General features: G+C 71.7%; 18 protein-coding genes. 9 read left to right on the plus strand and 9 right to left on the minus strand.

Annotated elements, in window-relative coordinates:
* Positions 1-4 precede the first annotated feature (4 nt).
* Both OHS58_RS28655 and OHS58_RS28660 read left to right on the plus strand, forming a co-directional pair.
* Positions 5-574, plus strand: a complete 570-nt coding sequence (locus tag OHS58_RS28655; protein ID WP_247057013.1) for an isochorismatase family protein — start codon at positions 5-7, stop codon at positions 572-574.
* Positions 571-1215 carry a bifunctional 4-hydroxy-2-oxoglutarate aldolase/2-dehydro-3-deoxy-phosphogluconate aldolase gene (locus OHS58_RS28660; RefSeq protein WP_326944093.1) on the plus strand — a complete coding sequence of 215 codons (645 nt, stop codon included), beginning with the start codon at positions 571-573 and terminating at the stop codon, positions 1213-1215. Before OHS58_RS28655 ends, OHS58_RS28660 begins: the two co-directional genes overlap by 4 nt.
* Here OHS58_RS28660 and OHS58_RS28665 read toward each other — a convergent pair whose 3' ends face one another.
* A complete protein-coding gene (locus OHS58_RS28665) occupies positions 1216-1836 on the minus strand; it encodes a choice-of-anchor P family protein (RefSeq protein WP_326951647.1) in 621 nt (206 codons plus the stop codon). It lies immediately after the preceding gene.
* 211 nt (positions 1837-2047) lie between these two features.
* Between OHS58_RS28665 and OHS58_RS28670 the strand changes: the two genes are divergently transcribed.
* From OHS58_RS28670 to OHS58_RS28685, 4 genes are all read left to right on the plus strand, one after another.
* On the plus strand, positions 2048-2635 hold the full coding sequence (locus OHS58_RS28670; RefSeq protein WP_247057017.1) for a biotin transporter BioY: 588 nt from the start codon (positions 2048-2050) through the stop codon (positions 2633-2635).
* A 122-nt stretch (positions 2636-2757) separates the two neighbouring features.
* Complete coding sequence (locus tag OHS58_RS28675; protein ID WP_326958257.1) at positions 2758-4809, plus strand: ATP-dependent DNA helicase; 2052 nt, start codon at positions 2758-2760, stop codon at positions 4807-4809.
* Between the two features lie 58 nt (positions 4810-4867).
* Positions 4868-5209 (plus strand): hypothetical protein, encoded by a 342-nt coding sequence (locus OHS58_RS28680; protein WP_247057022.1) that lies wholly within the window; start codon positions 4868-4870, stop codon positions 5207-5209.
* Between the two features lie 129 nt (positions 5210-5338).
* The gene (locus tag OHS58_RS28685) at positions 5339-6637 is read left to right on the plus strand and encodes a CHAP domain-containing protein (protein ID WP_328644623.1); all 1299 of its coding nucleotides are present in this window, start codon (positions 5339-5341) and stop codon (positions 6635-6637) included.
* A 1-nt stretch (position 6638) separates the two neighbouring features.
* On the opposite strand, the gene OHS58_RS28690 is transcribed toward OHS58_RS28685, so the two are convergent.
* From OHS58_RS28690 to ctaD, 4 genes are all read right to left on the minus strand, one after another.
* Positions 6639-7040 carry an OsmC family protein gene (locus tag OHS58_RS28690; RefSeq protein WP_328644624.1) on the minus strand — a complete coding sequence of 134 codons (402 nt, stop codon included), beginning with the start codon at positions 7038-7040 and terminating at the stop codon, positions 6639-6641.
* A 16-nt stretch (positions 7041-7056) separates the two neighbouring features.
* Complete coding sequence (locus OHS58_RS28695; RefSeq protein WP_328644625.1) at positions 7057-7851, minus strand: peptidyl-tRNA hydrolase; 795 nt, start codon at positions 7849-7851, stop codon at positions 7057-7059.
* The gene (gene serB / locus OHS58_RS28700) at positions 7848-9077 is read right to left on the minus strand and encodes a phosphoserine phosphatase SerB (protein ID WP_247057028.1); all 1230 of its coding nucleotides are present in this window, start codon (positions 9075-9077) and stop codon (positions 7848-7850) included. Before serB ends, OHS58_RS28695 begins: the two co-directional genes overlap by 4 nt.
* Before the next feature lie 120 nt (positions 9078-9197).
* A complete protein-coding gene (gene ctaD / locus OHS58_RS28705; protein WP_247057030.1) occupies positions 9198-10979 on the minus strand; it encodes an aa3-type cytochrome oxidase subunit I in 1782 nt (593 codons plus the stop codon).
* Between the two features lie 136 nt (positions 10980-11115).
* Here ctaD and OHS58_RS28710 point away from each other — a divergent pair, with 136 nt between their 5' ends.
* A complete protein-coding gene (locus OHS58_RS28710) occupies positions 11116-11943 on the plus strand; it encodes a phosphotransferase (RefSeq protein WP_328644626.1) in 828 nt (275 codons plus the stop codon).
* On the opposite strand, the gene OHS58_RS28715 is transcribed toward OHS58_RS28710, so the two are convergent.
* Positions 11931-12692, minus strand: coding sequence for an alpha/beta fold hydrolase (locus OHS58_RS28715; RefSeq protein WP_328644627.1), 762 nt, complete (start codon positions 12690-12692; stop codon positions 11931-11933). The two genes, OHS58_RS28710 and OHS58_RS28715, sit on opposite strands and share 13 nt — an antisense overlap.
* Between OHS58_RS28715 and OHS58_RS28720 the strand changes: the two genes are divergently transcribed.
* Positions 12691-13230 carry a GNAT family N-acetyltransferase gene (locus tag OHS58_RS28720; protein ID WP_328644628.1) on the plus strand — a complete coding sequence of 180 codons (540 nt, stop codon included), beginning with the start codon at positions 12691-12693 and terminating at the stop codon, positions 13228-13230. The genes OHS58_RS28715 and OHS58_RS28720 overlap by 2 nt on opposite strands.
* Positions 13231-13266: 36 nt before the next feature.
* Here the strand turns inward: OHS58_RS28720 and OHS58_RS28725 are convergent, their stop codons facing one another.
* Both OHS58_RS28725 and OHS58_RS28730 read right to left on the minus strand, forming a co-directional pair.
* Positions 13267-13572, minus strand: coding sequence for a hypothetical protein (locus OHS58_RS28725; protein WP_247057039.1), 306 nt, complete (start codon positions 13570-13572; stop codon positions 13267-13269).
* A 284-nt stretch (positions 13573-13856) separates the two neighbouring features.
* Positions 13857-14981, minus strand: a complete 1125-nt coding sequence (locus tag OHS58_RS28730; RefSeq protein ID WP_328644629.1) for an alkaline phosphatase family protein — start codon at positions 14979-14981, stop codon at positions 13857-13859.
* Positions 14982-15026: 45 nt separating this feature from the next.
* On the opposite strand from OHS58_RS28730, the gene OHS58_RS28735 reads away from it, so the two are divergent.
* Complete coding sequence (locus OHS58_RS28735) at positions 15027-15236, plus strand: FmdB family zinc ribbon protein (protein ID WP_328644630.1); 210 nt, start codon at positions 15027-15029, stop codon at positions 15234-15236.
* Between the two features lie 6 nt (positions 15237-15242).
* Here OHS58_RS28735 and OHS58_RS28740 read toward each other — a convergent pair whose 3' ends face one another.
* Entirely contained in the window at positions 15243-16361 is a 1119-nt protein-coding gene (locus OHS58_RS28740) for a trans-sulfuration enzyme family protein (RefSeq protein ID WP_328644631.1), read from the minus strand.
* Between the last annotated feature and the right edge of the window lie 46 nt (positions 16362-16407).

The raw sequence follows: 16407 nt of genomic DNA on the forward strand, positions 1-16407 counted from the left end.
GCCCATGGGGACCGCGCTGATCGTGGTGGACGTGCAGAACGACTTCTGCGAAGGCGGCTCGCTGGCGGTGGCCGGCGGCGCGGCGGCCGCGGCGGCGATCTCCGCGCTGAGCGCGACCGGCGGCTACTCGCACGTCGTGGCCACCCGCGACTACCACGTCGACCCGGGTGACCACTTCAGCGAGACGCCCGACTTCGTCGCCAGCTGGCCGCCGCACTGCGTCGCCGGCACGCCCGGCGCGTCGTTCCACCCCGCCCTCGACGTCGTCCCGATCGGGGCGGTGTTCTCGAAGGGCGAGTACAGCGCGGCCTACTCCGGCTTCGAAGGCGCGTCCGGGGACGGCAAGTCCCTGGAGGCGTGGCTGCGCGAACACGACGTGACCGACGTCGACGTCGTCGGCATCGCCACGGACTACTGCGTGCGCGCGACGGCGCTGGACGCGGCCCGGGCCGGGTTCGGCGTCCGTGTGCTGCTCGACCACACGGCCGGGATCGCCCGGGCTTCGGTGGACAGCGCGCTGCGCGACTTCGACGAGGCCGGCGTCACGCACACCGGCGAGGCGCACGTCGGATGAAGGACCTGCGGGCCGCGCTGGCGGAACACCGGCTCGTCGCGATCCTGCGGGCCTCGGACGCGGCGCGCTTCGCCGACGCGGCGATGGTCCTGCACGCGGCGGGGATCCGCCTGCTCGAAGCCACGCTGACGACGCCGGGCGCGCCCGCCGCGATCACCGCGCTGCGCCTGGCCCTGGGCGACGACGCGCTGATCGGCGCCGGCAGCGTCCGCGAAGCGTCCGATGTGGACATCGCGGTCGACGCCGGTGCGCGCTACCTGATCACACCGACCGTCAACCCGGCCGTCCTGGAGCGGGCGGCCGCCCTCGACGTCCCGGTGATCTGCGGCGCGCTGACGCCGACGGAGATCGACCAGGCCTGGCGCCTCGGCGCGGCCGCGGTGAAGGTCTTCCCGGTCGCGGCGGTCGGCGGCGTCGCCTACCTGCGCGCGGTCCGGGCGCCGCTGCCGGACGTGCCGCTCGTCCCGACCGGCGGCGTCCACTTGGCCGACGTCGAGAGCTACCTGCGGTCGGGCGCGATCGCGGTGGCCGCGGCGACGCCGTTGCTGGGCGACGCGCTGACCTCGGCCGGCAGTCTCCCGGACCTGGCGACCCGGGCCGGCGAGTTCGTCGCCGCCGCCAGCCGCTTCACGACCGCGTAGTCACTTCTTCTTGCCGTACGGGTCGCAGGCGGCCGTGCCGAGGTAGACGTCGCCGCTCGCCGGGCCGCCCTGCGGGAACAGCACGATGTGCACCGCGTGGGTGACCAGGCTGCCGTCCGGCGGCTGCGGCGTCACGGTCTCGTTGAGGACCACCGTGGCCAGCGCGGTGCCCGCCGGGCCGCCGGGGATGACGATCCGGTCGTTCGGCGGGATCTCGGCGGGGACGGTGATGCCGGTGACGGCGCCGATCGTCACCTCGCCGCCGCTGCCGGTCGCGCTCGTCGCGCACTTCGCCGAGAACGTCCGGACCGTGATCACCGGGCCGCCGTAGCGCTTGAGGACCGACGCCTCGAACCGGTGCCCGGACGCCTGCGCGATGGCCACCTCGCCCGAGCGGCCGCAGCCGGACTCCCCGAGGCCGAACGACGCGACGTCGCCGGTCACGCCGCCGTCCGTCCGCGCCGAGGCCGGGCCGTCGGCCGTGCACTTCGCCAGCTCACCGGTGACGACGTGCTCGTTGTCGATCAGCACGTCGAGCGAACCGGCGGACGCCCAGCCAGTGGACGTCACCGGCGCGGCGGCGACCAGGAACGGCCCGGCCAGCGCTGTCACGGCCAGCAACCGGATCGTCCTCTTCCTGGCGTTTCGCATGCAGCGGCCTCCTCGGTTCGTGACGTTTCGTAGTCGTCCTCTGGATCATCGGCAGGCGTGGCGGGCCGCCTGATCGGGTCCACCCGGACGAGTGGCCGGTGAGGAACGCGACTTTCCGGCGTTTCCCGGGGGTAACGAGCGTTAACCTCGGGCGTCGCGTGTGTCCACCGTGGGAGGTTCTGTGTCTTCGCTGTCCATCGCCGGAAAGCGGCCCGTGCTGGCCGACCTCGTGCCCGGCTCGCTCGTCCGGGACATCGCGCTGGTCGCCGGCGGTGCCGTGCTCACCGGCGCCGCCGCGCAGCTGATCATCCCGGTGCCGGGCAGCCCGGTGCCGATGACCGGCCAGACGTTCGCCGCGCTGCTCGTCGGCGCCTCGCTCGGCATGTCGCGCGGGGCCGCGTCGATGCTGGTCTACCTGCTCGTCGGCGCCGTGGGCGTGCCGTGGTTCCAGAACGGCACCGCGGGCCTGTCCGGCGCGAGCGCCGGCTACATCGTCGGGTTCGTCTTCGCGGGCGCCCTCGTCGGCGCGCTGGCCGGCCGCGGCGGTGACCGGACGCCGCTGCGCACCGCCGCCACCATGGTGCTCGGCAACGTCGTGATCTACGCGTTCGGCGTGCCGTGGCTGATGGCCTCGACCGGGTTCGACCTGTCGACGGCGTTCGCCAAGGGCGTGACGCCGTTCCTGGTCGGCGACGCGCTGAAGATCGTCGTGGCCGCCGGCCTGCTGCCGCTCACGTGGAAGCTGGTCTCGCGCCGCACCGAAGACTGAGGTCCCTCGCCGAAGGGCCCGCCGTCGCGACGGCGGGCCCTTCGCCGTTTACCAGTACGGCGCGAGTGGCCCGTTCGCGACGGATCACCGATCCTGTCGGTGGCGGCGGCTAATGTGTCGCTGTGCCCGCTCGAACTGACTTCCCCGGCGTCCTCGAACTCCTCACCCACGCGGTGGAGTCGGTGGGCGGAGCCGAGCGGCCGGGGCAGGTCGAGATGGCCGACGCCGTCGGCCGCGCCATCCGCACCGGCGAACACCTCGCCGTGCAGGCCGGTACCGGCACCGGCAAGTCACTGGCCTACCTCGTCCCCGCGATCCGGCACGCGGTCCAGAAGGAAGCCACGGTCGTGGTCTCGACGGCCACCATCGCGCTGCAGCGCCAGCTCGTCGACCGCGACCTCCCCCGGCTCGCGAAGGCGCTGAAGAAGCCGCTGGGCCGCGAACCGACCTTCGCGATCCTCAAGGGCCGCCGCAACTACATGTGCCTGCACCGCCTGGACTCCGGCGCGCCGGACGAGCCGGAGGACGCCCAGCTCTTCGACCCGTTCGCGGTGTCGCGCCTCGGCAAGGAGGTCACGCGGCTGCGGGAGTGGGCGTCGGACACCGAAACCGGCGACCGCGACGAGCTCGTCCCGGGCGTGACGGACCAGGCGTGGCGCCAGGTCTCCGTGACCGCAAGGGAATGCCTCGGCGCGTCCCGCTGCCCGATCGGCACGGACTGCTTCGCCGAGAAGGCCCGCGCCGAGGCCGGCCGGGCCGACGTCATCATCACCAACCACGCGCTGCTGGCCATCGACGCCTTGCAGGGCTACCAGGTCCTGCCGGACCACGACGTCGTGATCATCGACGAGGCGCACGACCTGGTCGACCGGGTCACCTCGGTCGCCACCGGCGAGCTGACCAGCGCGATGTGCTCGGCCGCCGCCCGCCGCTGCGGCAAGCTGATCGACGCCGACGTCGCGGACCGCCTGCTGGAAGCGGGTGACGGGCTGGCCCTGATCGTCGACGACCTGCCCGCCGGCCGGATGGACGCGCTGCCGCAGGCGTTGAAGGGCGCCATCCCGGCGGTCCGCGACGCCGCGCACGCGTGCATCTCCGCGCTCGGGTCCGACCGCAAGGAGGACGTCGAAGGGGCCACCGCGCGCAAACTGGCGCGCACGCTGCTCGACGAGGTGCACGACACCGCGGTCCGGCTGCTCGAGGCGTTCGACGAAGACCAGGCGCACCAGCGTGACGTCGTCTGGCTCGCGGGCGACAAGTTCTCGTCGAACCCGCGCCCGCCGGCGTTGAAGGTCGCGCCGCTGGGCGTCGCCGGCCTGCTGCGCGAGCGCGTGTTCAACCTGCACACGACGATCCTGACGTCGGCCACGCTGACGCTGGGCGGCACGTTCGACACGATGGCGCGCCAGTGGGGGCTCCCGCCGGGCGGCGCTCGCGTCGAAAAGGCGCCGGGCGCGGCCACGGACAAGGAAGCGCCGTCCGACGCCGGCACCGGCCCGAAGTGGCTCGGCCTGGACGTCGGGTCGCCGTTCGACCACCAGCGCAACGGCATCCTCTACCTGGCCAAGCACCTGCCGCCGCCGGGCCGTGACGGCCTCGCGTCGTCCACAATGGACGAGCTGGCCGAGCTGATCGAGGCGGCGGGCGGGCGCACGCTGGGCCTGTTCTCCTCGATGCGCGCGGCCAAGCAGGCGGCCGAGGAAATGCGTGAGCGGCTGGACTTCCCGGTGCTGTGCCAGGGCGACGACGCCACGTCGCTGCTGGTCCAGAAGTTCTCCGAGGACGTCCGGACCTGTCTGTTCGGCACGCTCAGCCTGTGGCAGGGCGTGGACGTCCCGGGCCCGTCGCTGCAGCTCGTGGTCGTCGACCGGATCCCGTTCCCCCGCCCGGACGACCCGGTGTCGTCGGCGCGCCAGCGCGCGGTGGAAGCCCGCGGCGGCAACGGGTTCCTCACCGTGGCGGCCACCCACGCGGCGCTGCTGCTGGCGCAGGGCACCGGCCGGCTGCACCGCTCGGTGACCGACCGCGGCGTCGTCGCGGTGCTGGATTCGCGGCTCGCGAACGCCCGCTACGGCGGATTCCTCCGTGCGTCGCTGCCGCCGTTCTGGCCCACGATGGATCCGAAGGTGGCGCGCGACGCCTTGCGCCGCCTCGACGCAGCCGCGCCCGCGTGACGCGGTCCACAACACCGACCGGTACGGTGAAGCAACCGAAGCGACAAGGGAGCACCGGTTGACCCAGGATTCGTCCAGCGCACAGTCCCGGACTGTCAGTGTCGACGACACCGGCGTGCGCCGTCGCCTCGCGGACGGCAGCGAAGAAGCCGTCACGTGGTCCGACCTGTCCTCGGTGATGGTCAGGGTCATCCCCGACGGCCCGTGGAACGAAGACGTCTTCTTCATGCTGGTGGGCACGGACGGCAAGGGCACAGCGGTCCCGAGCGGCGACCCGGCGGCCGACGCCCTGATCGAGCGGCTGCAGTCGTTGCCGGGCTTCGACAACGACAAGTTCATCGAAGCCATGACAACGGACGCGGACCAGGCCTACGTGGTCTGGGAATCCAGCGAGAACTGATCTGCGTAACAAGCACTCCACCCGGGGCGACTACCGAGGGCGATCGAGCCCTTCGACATCGACTCCCGGGAAGGTGTGCCGGTGCGGAACAGACTTCGGAAGATCAGCAGTTGTTTCCTGGTGCTTGCCATGACACTGCTTGCCACGGTCATCGCGAGCGGCCCGGCCTCGGCGAGCGTGACAGTACTCTGCTCCGGCGGCTCATACAGCACATGCATCAACAGCGGTCACACCGCGCACGGTTTCGAGCAGCACTACCAAAACGGGTACTGGGGCGCCTACAGCGGCCACAACTGCACCAACTATGCCGCTTACCTGGAGTCGACCGTCAACGGTGCGGCCACCCCCGCCTATCAACTGGGCACCGCAGCACAATGGGCCTCCAGCGCTGCGGCGCACGGGGTGCCGGTCAACGCCTCTCCCGCGGTTGGTGCGATAGCTCAGTGGGACGCCGGATCCGGCGGCGCCTCCCCCGACGGGCACGTCGCCTACGTCGAGGGCTGGGACGGCACGTCCCTGGTCATTTCCGAGGACAACTACTCGGCAGGACCGTTCCGCTGGCGCACGATCACCGTCGGTGACCCGCAGTGGCCCAGCCACTTCATCCATTTCAAGGATCTGGCCACTACCGGGCAGAACCGGGTATCCGTTCTCGATCCCGCCGGCAACGTCTTCGCCAAAGACGGGCTCGGCGGTGGCGGCTGGCTCGACCAGGGAGCCCAGGCGACTGCGGTGTCCGATGGTGGGCCCCGTCAGGCCCTGCTCAACTCAGCTCAGCAGGTGTACGCCAAGGACGACACGGCTGTCGGCGGCTGGCTCGACCAAGGAGCCGCGGCCAGCAAAGTGGTGGTCGGCCTCACCGGCCGGATGTTCATCATCACCCCCGACAACTGGGTATACGGCAAAGACACACTCGGCGCGGGCGGCTGGCTGAACCAGGCGGCTCAGGCGACGGATGTGGCCGTCGGCCAGAACCGCGTCGCGATCGTCACCCCATGTGGCGCCGTCTACGCCAAGGACAACCTCGGTTCCGGTGGCTGGATCCAGCAAAGCGACTGCTACACCGCGACTGACGTCGAAGTAGGGCCGACGGGCCGAGTCGCGTTCATCCGGGTGGACGGCGAGGTGTTCGCCAAGGACGACATCAGCGGACCGGGTGGTTGGTACGACCAAGTGGCCGCCGCTACACAGTTGCGCATCGGCGGGGCTCGGCTGGTGATCCTGACACCCGACAGCCACGTGTACGCCAAGGACCACCTGGGTGCCGGCGGTTGGCTCGATCAAGGAGCACAGGCTGTGGAGATAGCAGTCACCAAGCAAGGCCGCCTCGTCCTGCGCAACTCGGGAAACTACGTATACGCCAAAGACGACACCAACCCAGGCGGCTGGATCGACCAAGGCGCTCAGGCGCTGAGACTCGCCGGGTGATCTAGATCGGGAACTCCTCCGTCACCGGAATCCCCTTCTTGAGCGTCCGGCTCACTGTGCAGAGCCGCTCGATCGCGCGGTCCACGGCGCCGGCGAGCGCTTCCCGCTGATCCTCCACCAAAGTCGACACGTCGACATCGAACGCGACGTGTACGGCGTCCAGTTCCGCGGCACCCTCACGTCGATCGGCCGAGACGGTCACGCGGAACTTCGCGTCCTCGCCCACCCGCCGCGTGATCAGCTCTTCGGCCGTCACGGCGCTGCAGCCCGCGGCCGCGATCTGCAGTAGTTCGGCGGGCGAAAACGCCCCTTCCGCATCGGTCCGGCCCAGCCGGACCTCGGCGCCGCGGTCGTTGCGTCCGACGAAGCTGTGCTGCCCGTCGCGCTGTACTTCGAGTCCCATATCGGCTCCAACCGGCTCAGGAAGTCGCTTGTTCCGGCGTCCAGTGGGTGGGCGGGAACTGGGCGAGCACGGTGATCGTGCCGGGATCGACCTCGGTGAACCCGGCGTCCCGCACGGCGATGACGCGGTCGCGCCGCCACGCGCCCTCGGGGTCGTCGCCCGGGTGCAGTTCCTTCCACCGCGCGACACTCGGCGTGCGCACCGCGGTCCGGTAGCCCTGCGCGGCCCAGCCGGCGAGCTGGGCGTCGTCCAGCAGCGCGGCGAGGATCATCGTGGCGTGGCCGACCTGCGCGGCCCCCTTGCCGACGGTCATCGGGACCTGCGGGTTGAGCAGGAGCAGCGGGACGCCGTCCGGGATCGGGCCCGGCTCGTCCGGCGGCAGCTCGCTGCCCGAGATCTGGAGCCGCGACACCTCCTTGGGCGTCTCGGTGACCAGGCCCGGCACCAGGGCCCGCGCCTCGGCGCCGTCGACCTCGACGGTGATGCCCGGCAGCTCCTGCACCGCCGCCCAGTGCGCGCCCCGCGCCCGCCGCGCGACCTTGCGGATCCGGTTGTCGAGCCACGCGTGCATCGGCTCGGCCCACTCGCCATCGGGCTCGGCCCGCTCGTCCAGGCAGACCGCCAGCGCGGCCGCCGCCGCGGCCTCCAGCAGCGGCGTGCGCCCCGGCGGCTCGGCGCGTTCGATGCGCAGGACGACCGGCATCGCCCGCACTTCCTCCGGCAGCTCGTCGGAGGTGTCCGAGGTGTCTTCGGGCGGCAACCCGAGCCAGTAGGCGTACCGGGTGCCCAACGGGTCGAGAACGCTGCTCACGGACGCATCAGCTCGAGCCCGTCGGCGGCGTCGGCCGCTTCGACCTCGCCGCGGGTGAGGCCGAGCATGAACAGCACGGCGTCGAGGTAGGGGTGCGAGAGCGCGGCGTCCGCGACTTCGCGCAGCGCGGGCTTGGCGTTGAACGCGACGCCCATGCCGGCCGCGGACAGCATGTCGATGTCGTTGGCGCCGTCGCCGACCGCCACGCACTGCTCCAGCGGAATGTCGTACTCACCGGCGACGCGGCGAAGCACCTTCGCCTTGCCCGCGCGGTCGACGACCTCGCCGATCACCCGGCCGGTGAGCTTGCCGTCCACGATCTCGAGCTCGTTCGCCGCCGCGAAGTCCAGCCCGAGGTCGTCCACCAGGCCGCCGATGACCTGGGTGAACCCGCCGGACACCACGCCGGTCTTGAACCCCATCCGCTTGAGCGTGCGGATCGTCGTGCGCGCGCCCGGGGTCAGTTCGATCGTCGCGGCGACCTCGTCGATCGCCGTGGCCGGTAGCCCGGCCAGCAGCGCGACCCGCCGCTCCAGCGACTCGGTGAAGTTCAGCTCGCCACGCATCGCGGCCTCGGTGATCTCGCGGATCTCCGGCTCGACGCCGGCGTGCGCGCCCAGCATCTCGATGACCTCGCCCTGGATCAGCGTCGAGTCGACGTCGAAGACGACCAGCCGCTTCGCCCGCCGGGTGATCCCGGCCCGCTCCACGGCGATGTCGACGCCCGCTTGGACGGCGGCGTCGGCGAGCACCGTCCGCAACGCGGCGTCCGCGTCGGGGGTGTCACGGTCGACCGAGACGTACAGCTCCAGCCCGGTCACCGGGTAGTCGGCGACGCTGCGGATCGAGTCGATGTTCGCGCCGAGCGACGCGAGCCGGCGCGCGACCTCGGAGAAGCCCCGCGCGGTGACCGGGCGGCCCAGCACCACCAGCACGTGCGACGAGTCGCGGCGGCCGAGCGCGAACGGGTCCTCCCCGATCGCCGACCCGATTTTGACCTCGACCTGCATCCCGACCGACGCCAGCGCCTGCTCGACGGACTCCTGCAGCCCCTCCGGGTCACGGTAGACCCCGGCGAGCACCCCGAGCACGAGCTGCCCGCGGATGACCACCTGCTCGACGTCGAGCACGTCGACGTCGTGCCTGGTCAGCACGGCGAACAGCACGGACGAGACGCCCGGCTTGTCGGGGCCGGTCGTCGTGATCAGGACGGGGGTTTGGGTCACTGGTCATCCCTCGCTCGGCAACGCTGCACGATCAGTCTGCCGGTCCGGCCTTGGACATAAGTAGAGCGCGTGCCGGGCTTCACAAAAGCCGGGCACGCGCTCTCACTCGTTCGGGGTGTCTTACTGCTCGCCCGAGTTGTCCTTGCTGTGGTCACCCGGCATGACGGCCTCGGTGAGCACCTGCGACGGCGCCGACCCGTGGCTGTTCAGCTTCTGCTTGCCGAAGAAGCCGATCTCGCCCTCCTTGTGGAGGCGCTCGATCATGTGCGGGTAGTGCAGCTCGAACGCCGGCCGCTCGGACCGGATCCGGGGCAGCTCGGTGAAGTTGTGCCGCGGCGGCGGGCAGGACGTCGCCCACTCGAGCGAGTTGCCGTAGCCCCACGGGTCGTCCACCGTGACGATCTCGCCGTACCGGTAGCTCTTGAAGACGTTCCAGATGAACGGCAGCGTCGAGGCACCGAGGATGTACGCGCCGATCGTGGAAATCGTGTTCAGCGTCGTGAAGCCGTCACTGGTCAGGTAGTCCGCGTACCGCCGCGGCATGCCTTCCGCGCCCAGCCAGTGCTGGACGAGGAACGTGCCGTGGAAGCCGATGAACGTGGTCCAGAAGTGCCACTTGCCGAGCTTCTCGTCCATCATCCGTCCCGTGATCTTCGGGAACCAGAAGTAGATGCCGGCGAAGGTGGCGAACACGATCGTGCCGTAGAGCACGTAGTGGAAGTGCGCGACGACGAAGTAGCTGTCCGACACGTGGAAGTCGATCGCCGGCGCGGCCAGCAGGATGCCGGTCAGGCCGCCGAAGAGGAACGTGACGATGAAGCCCATCGAGAAGATCATCGGCGTCTCGAAGGACAGCTGGCCCTTCCACATCGTGCCGATCCAGTTGAAGAACTTCACGCCGGTCGGGACCGCGATCAGGAACGTCATGAAGGAGAAGAACGGCAGCAACACGGCGCCGGTGGCGTACATGTGGTGCGCCCACACCGCGACCGACAGCGCCGCGATGGCCAGCGTCGCCCACACCAGGCTCTTGTACCCGAACATCGGCTTGCGGCTGAAGACCGGGAAGATCTCCGACACGATCCCGAAGAACGGTAGCGCGACGATGTAGACCTCTGGATGGCCGAAGAACCAGAACAGGTGCTGCCAGAGGATCACGCCGCCGTTTTCGGGGTCGAAGACGTGTGCCCCCAGATGCCGGTCCGCCAGCAGGCCCATCAGGGCCGCGGTCAGGATCGGGAAGGCGAGCAGGATCAGGATCGACGTCACCAGGATGTTCCAGGTGAAGATCGGCATCCGGTACATCGTCATGCCCGGCGCGCGCAGGCAGACCACGGTGGTGACCATGTTGACCGCGCCGAGGATGGTGCCCAGACCGGAGACCACCAGGCCCGAGATCCACAGGTCCGCGCCGACGCCCGGCGAGTGGATCGCGTCCGACAGCGGGGTGTAGGCGAACCAGCCGAAGTCGGCGGCGCCACCCGGCGTCAGGAAGCCTGACAGCACGATCAGGCCGCCGAAGAGGTACAGCCAGTAGGAGAACGCGTTCAGCCGCGGGAAGGCGACGTCCGGCGAACCGATCTGCAGCGGGAGGATGAAGTTCGCGAACCCGAAGAGGATCGGCGTCGCGTACAGCAGCAGCATCACCGTGCCGTGCATGGTGAAGAGCTGGTTGTACTGCTCCTGCGAAAGGAACTGCTGCCCGGGTCGCGCCAGCTCGGTACGGATGAGCATGGCCATCGCGCCGCCCGCCATGAAGAAGGCGAACGACGTGACCAGGTACATGATCCCGATCTGCTTGTGGTCCGTCGTGCGGAACAACCGCAGCAGGTACGAACCCTTGACCGACTCGCGCGCGGGATACGGGCGCGTCGCGATCGGCTTGGGGGCTACGGCCGTCACTCCTGCCTCCAACACTTGAAACCTTGTGGTGGTCATCGTCGCGCCGCCAGGGCCCGGGAAGGCCCGGTCCGGCGGCTTAGGGGGATCGTAGCCCTCGCTACCGACAGTCGCGCGCACCGGCTGGCAAGATCGGCGCATGGCCGACGAGTTCACCCGCGCGGCGGTGCGCGCGGCCCGCACGGTGACCGCCCGGCTCGGCCTGCCGGAGCACTCGCCGGAGGTCCTGCACGCGCGGTCGAACGTGCTGGTGAGGCTGGGTCCGCTGGTCGCGCGCGTGCCGGCGACGACGCTGCTCGCCCGGCCGGCGCCGGCGCCCTGGCTGGCCCGCGACGTCGCCGTCTCCCGCTTCCTCACCGAACGTGGTGTGCTCGTCGTCTCACCGGCCGCGGATCCCCCGGCCGGACCGCATTTCGCGGACGGCCTCCCGGTCACGCTCTGGCACCACACACCGCACGATCCGGACCACCGGTACGCACCGGACGTCGTCGCGGGTTCGCTCGCCCGGGTGCACGCGGCACTGCGGGAGTATCCGGGCGAACTGCCCCGGCGCGGTCCGCTCGACGACCTCGAACGGATGCTCGCCCGCCACGGCGACATGATGGACGGCGCGGCACCGCGGCTGCGGGCCGAGGCCGCCCGGATCGAGGCCGCCCTGCCGGACGTCGCCGTGCAGCCGCTGCACGGCGACGCGCACCCCGGCAACCTGATCGCCACCGAGGCCGGGCCGTGCTGGCTCGACTTCGAGGACACCTGGCGCGGGCCGCTCGGCTGGGACCTGGGGATCCTGGCCCGCCAAGGCGGTCCGGAGTATTCGGCCGCCTATCCGGGCGGGGCTGACGTCCCTACTGAAGCTTGTACAGAGCTGCGCGAACTCTTCGCCGTCGCGTGGCGCTTCATCATCGCGAAGCGGTTCCCGCACCGGCTTCCCGAAGCGCGCGAAGCACTCGCCGCCTACTTCTCGTGAGTCGCCGGGTACCAGGAGAGGATCGCTTCGACGACGCCCGCCGGGTCCTCGAGCGGGGTCAGGTGGCCGGCACCGGGCAGCACCACGAGCGTGGAGCCGGGCATGGCCTCGACCATCGCGCTCGCCGCCGCGACAGGTGTGATGGGGTCTTCCTCGCCCACGACGACCAGCGCCGGGACACCGGCGTCCCGCAGGAGGCCAAGCGAGTCCGGCCGGGTCCGCAACGCCAGCGCGGTCCACGAGATCCCGGCGGGCGGCTGGGATTCGATGATCTCCCGGACGGTTTCGACGACGTCAGGCCGCTCCTCGCGCGTCGACTCGGCCAGCAGGTTCGGCAGGTTCGCCTCGGCCAGCCAGCCCGCGGTGCCTTCCTGTTCGACGCGCACCGCGACGTCGAGGCGGCTCTGCGCGGCCTCGGGGGTGTCGGGCGTGGCCTTGGTGTCGATGAGGACGAGCCCGCCGACCCGGTCCGGCGCCAGCCGGAGCACGGCCATCGCGAGGTAGCCGCCCATCGAGCAGCCGCCGAGCACCACGCGGTCCAGGTCCAGCCGGTCGAGCAGGGCGACGACGTCGCGCGCGGCGTCGTCGAGGCTGGGTTCGCGGCCGGACTCCGGCAGCGGCGAGCGACCGAGCCCGCGCTGGTCCGGAGTGATCACCCGAAGGTGTGAAGCGAGAGGCTCGCGCACCGCGTTCCACATGCGGGCGTCCAGGGGAAAGGCGTGGAGGAGGACCAGCGGCAGTTCGGTCATGCGCGTCATTTTGTCGGACCCCCGCGCTAGCTTCGCCGACGTGTTCACCGACATCGAAACCGACCGGCTGCACCTGCGTCCGCTCCACGAGGCGGACCGGCAGGCGATGGTCGACATCCACACCGACCCGCGCACCAACCGCTTCAACCCCGACCCACCCGGCGTCGCGCGGGCGTCGGAGATGTTCACGGCCTGGCTGGCGCACTGGGCCGAGCGGGGCTTCGGCTACCTGGCGGTGACCGAACCGGGCGGCAAGGAGGTCATCGGCGTGTGCGGCGTGCGGCTGCGCGAGTTCCACGGCGAGAAGGTGCTCAACCTCGGCTACCGGTTCCGGCCGTCCGCGTGGGGCAAGGGTTACGCGGTCGAGGCCGGGGCCGCGGTCCTGGAGTGGTGCGCCCGCGAGCAGGCGTCCCTGCCGGTGCTGGCCAGTGTGAACGTGGACAACAAGCCGTCGCTGCGGGTGGCCGAGCGGCTCGGCTTCACCGAGTACACGGAGGAAGCGTACGAAGGCGCGTTGTCCCGGCACTACCGGCGCTGAGCCGGGCGTTGTTTGACAACTCCAGAGAGAAGCGGATCACCGGCGGCGCTGCGGGCGGCGCCGGGCGCGGGCGTCCCAGCAGGGCCGGTGCCAGTGCCGCCGGTCGGCGACGGAGCCGGTCTCGTCGGCGGGCCAGACGACGAGGTGCGGCGTGCCCGGCCGGATCTCGTGGTCGCAGCCGGGGCAGCGGTAGAACTTCGTGGCCTGCGCGCCGGGCACCGTCCGGACCAGCCACTCGCCGTCGCTCCCGGCTTCGGCACGGGCCCACCCGGTGGCAGCACCGATCTCCCGCTCGGGCGGCCCACCGTCCGAGCGGTGGCCGGGACGGTTGCGTCGAGGCACGCCCAAACGGTAACCGCACCCCACCCACCACCGCGCACCCGCGTGAGCGCCCACCCACCCCGTGTCGACCTCCCGATCACACGTGCCGGCGCCCCGATCACGCGTGATGCCCCTCCCATCACGCGAGATGCCCCCTCAGTCACGCGAGATTCCCGCCGAAGCACGCGAGCCGCCCCTCCAGGCACGCGAACCGACCGCCCAGGCACGCGAGTCGACCCTCCAGGTACGCGAACCGACCCTCCGGGCACGCGAGCCGTCCGCCCAGGTACGCGACCTGGCGGCCGTCACCCCTGGGCGATCGCCAGCGGCACGAGCTGCTCGGCGGTGGTCAGCGAACCGTGCTGCCCGACCAGCGACGTCTCCACGGCCTCGGCCAGCCCGCGCACCATCCCGAACCGCCCGCGGGCCGCCACGACGACGTCGCCGATCCGCGGCAGCACCCGGTCGCTGACGGTGGGACCGAACCACCCCTCGGCGACGGCCTCCGCCCGCGAACGCACCCAGGCCCGCTCGCCCACCACCGCCCGCCAGGCGGCGAGCACGTCGGCGGTGGCACCCGGCTCGGTGTAGACGTGCCGGGCCCGGACCTCGCCCCCGAACGTCCGGACACCCGCCAGCAGCTCCGGCACGTCCTCGAGGTCGAGCTTGTCCTCGACGGTGACCATGCCGTGGTCGGCCACCACGGCGAGCAGGGCACCGGCCGGCAGACCGTCCACAAGGGACTCCACGAGCCGGTCGACCTGGCGCAGCTGCATCCGCCACGCGTTCGAACCCGGGCCGTACACGTGCCCGAGCAGGTCGAGTTCACTGTGGTAGGCGTAGCAAAAGGCCCGTCCGGCGAGCACCGACAACGTCCGGGCGGCGAGGTCGCCGAGCGCGTGCACCCCGGCGTAACGCGCGCCGCTCTGGGTGGCGCGGGTCAGCGCGGAGTCGGCGAACTGCGCGGACGACACGACGGCCGCGTCGATCCCGGCCGCGGCGGCGAGCTCGAACGTCGTCGGCAGCGGCTGCACCTCACGCGGCGGGAGCGCGCCGCGAAGGTCGCCGCCGTCCTCGTGGCTGCGCCAGCGCAACGCGTTGAGCACGCCGACGCCCGGCATCTCGAAGGTGTAGCCGACCATCCCGTGCTCACCGGACGCGAGGCCCGTCCCGATCGCGGCCACCCCGGCGGCGGTGGTCGACGGGAAGCCCACGCGCAACGTCCGCCGGGCGAGCTCGGTCAGCACCGGGGCGTCCGCGGCGTGCTCGGTCAGCAGTTCCCAGCCGAGCCCGTCGATCAGCAGCACCGCCGCGCTCCGCGACGCCGGCAGGTCCAGCGTGTTCGCGCACCCGGGCACCCCGAGCGCGGCGAGCAGGGATGGGACGACTTGGCCGAGGTGCGCGACGTCGGCGAGCGAAGGGGGCTGCACGCGCCCACCTTCCCATCCGGGGGCCCGCCCGGCGATAATCGCCGCATGCCGACCTACGCCTACCGCTGCCGCGAGTGCACCGAGACCTTCGAGCTCCTGCGCCCGATGGGCGAGTCCGGCGCGCCGGCCGCTTGCCCGGAGGGCCACGCGGACACCGTCAAGCTGCTCACGACGGTCGCCCTCACCGGAGCCGCGGGTGGTCCCGCGGCCCCGGCCGGTGGCGGCGGGTGCTGTGGTGGCGGCTGCTGCGGCTGACCGGCCTCAGAGCGCCTTCAGCGCCTGGTCGAGGTCGTGCCAGAGGTCCTCGACGTCTTCGAGCCCGGCCGAGAGCCGGACGAGCTGCTCGGACACGCCGGCGTCGTGGCGGTCGCCGGCGTCGACGATCCGGTGGCTGATCGACCCCGGGTGCTGGATCAGCGTGTCGACGCTGCCCAGGCTGACGGCGGGCGTGATCAGCCGGACGGCACCGATCAGGGCGTGCGGGTCGCCGTCGACCTCGAACGCCACCAGCGGGCCGCCGAGCCGCGGGTAGTGCACCTTCGTCACGGCCGGGTGGGCGGCGAACCGCTCGGCCAGCGTCGCTGCCGTCGCGGACGCCGCGCCGACCCGCAGCGGCAACGTGGAAAGCCCACGCAGCAACAGATATCCGGCGAGCGGGTGCAGCACGCCACCGGTGGCGAAGCGGATCTGCCGCAGCCGGGCGGCTTCCTCGGCGTCGCACGCGACGATCCCGCCCATCACGTCGCCGTGGCCGCCGAGGAACTTCGTCGCGCTGTGCAGCACGATCCGGGCGCCGTGGCGGCCCGGGCGCTGCAGCACCGGCGTCGCGAAAGTGTTGTCCACCACCAGCGGCACGTCCCCGCACGCGAGAGCCAGCGCGGCGATGTCGACCTCGGCGAGCGTCGGGTTCGCCGGGGTCTCGACGAACACCAGGCCGGTGTCGGGCCGCAGCGCGGCGGCGACGGCGTCCGGCGCGGCCCAGGTGACCTCGGTGCCGAGCAGTCCCGACTGGAGCAGGTGGTCACTGCAGCCGTACAGCGGGCGCACGGCGACGACGTGACGTTTCCCTTGCGCCACCGCGGAAAGCAGGCACGCGGACACCGCGGCCATGCCGCTGGCGAACGCGACGCCGTGGTCGAACCCTTCGAGCTCGGCCAGGGCCCGCTCGAACCGCTCGACGGTCGGGTTGCCCACCCGGCCGTAGATCGGCGGGCCGGCCACCTCGCCGCCGGCGGCGAACTCGTCGATCCGGGCGGCTTCGCCGGCGCTGTCCCGTGACGGGTAGGTCGTGGACAGGTCGAGCGGCACGGCGTGCACGCCGAGGTCCGTGAGGTCGTCACGGCCGGCGTGGACAGCGCGGGTGCGCAGGGCGGAAGTCATACGAGCATGCTCGATCTTTCACCGGATCGAAGGCAACAGTCTCGGA

The organism is Amycolatopsis sp. NBC_00348, assembly GCF_036114655.1.
In the GTDB taxonomy this organism is placed as follows: Bacteria; Actinomycetota; Actinomycetes; order Mycobacteriales; family Pseudonocardiaceae; genus Amycolatopsis.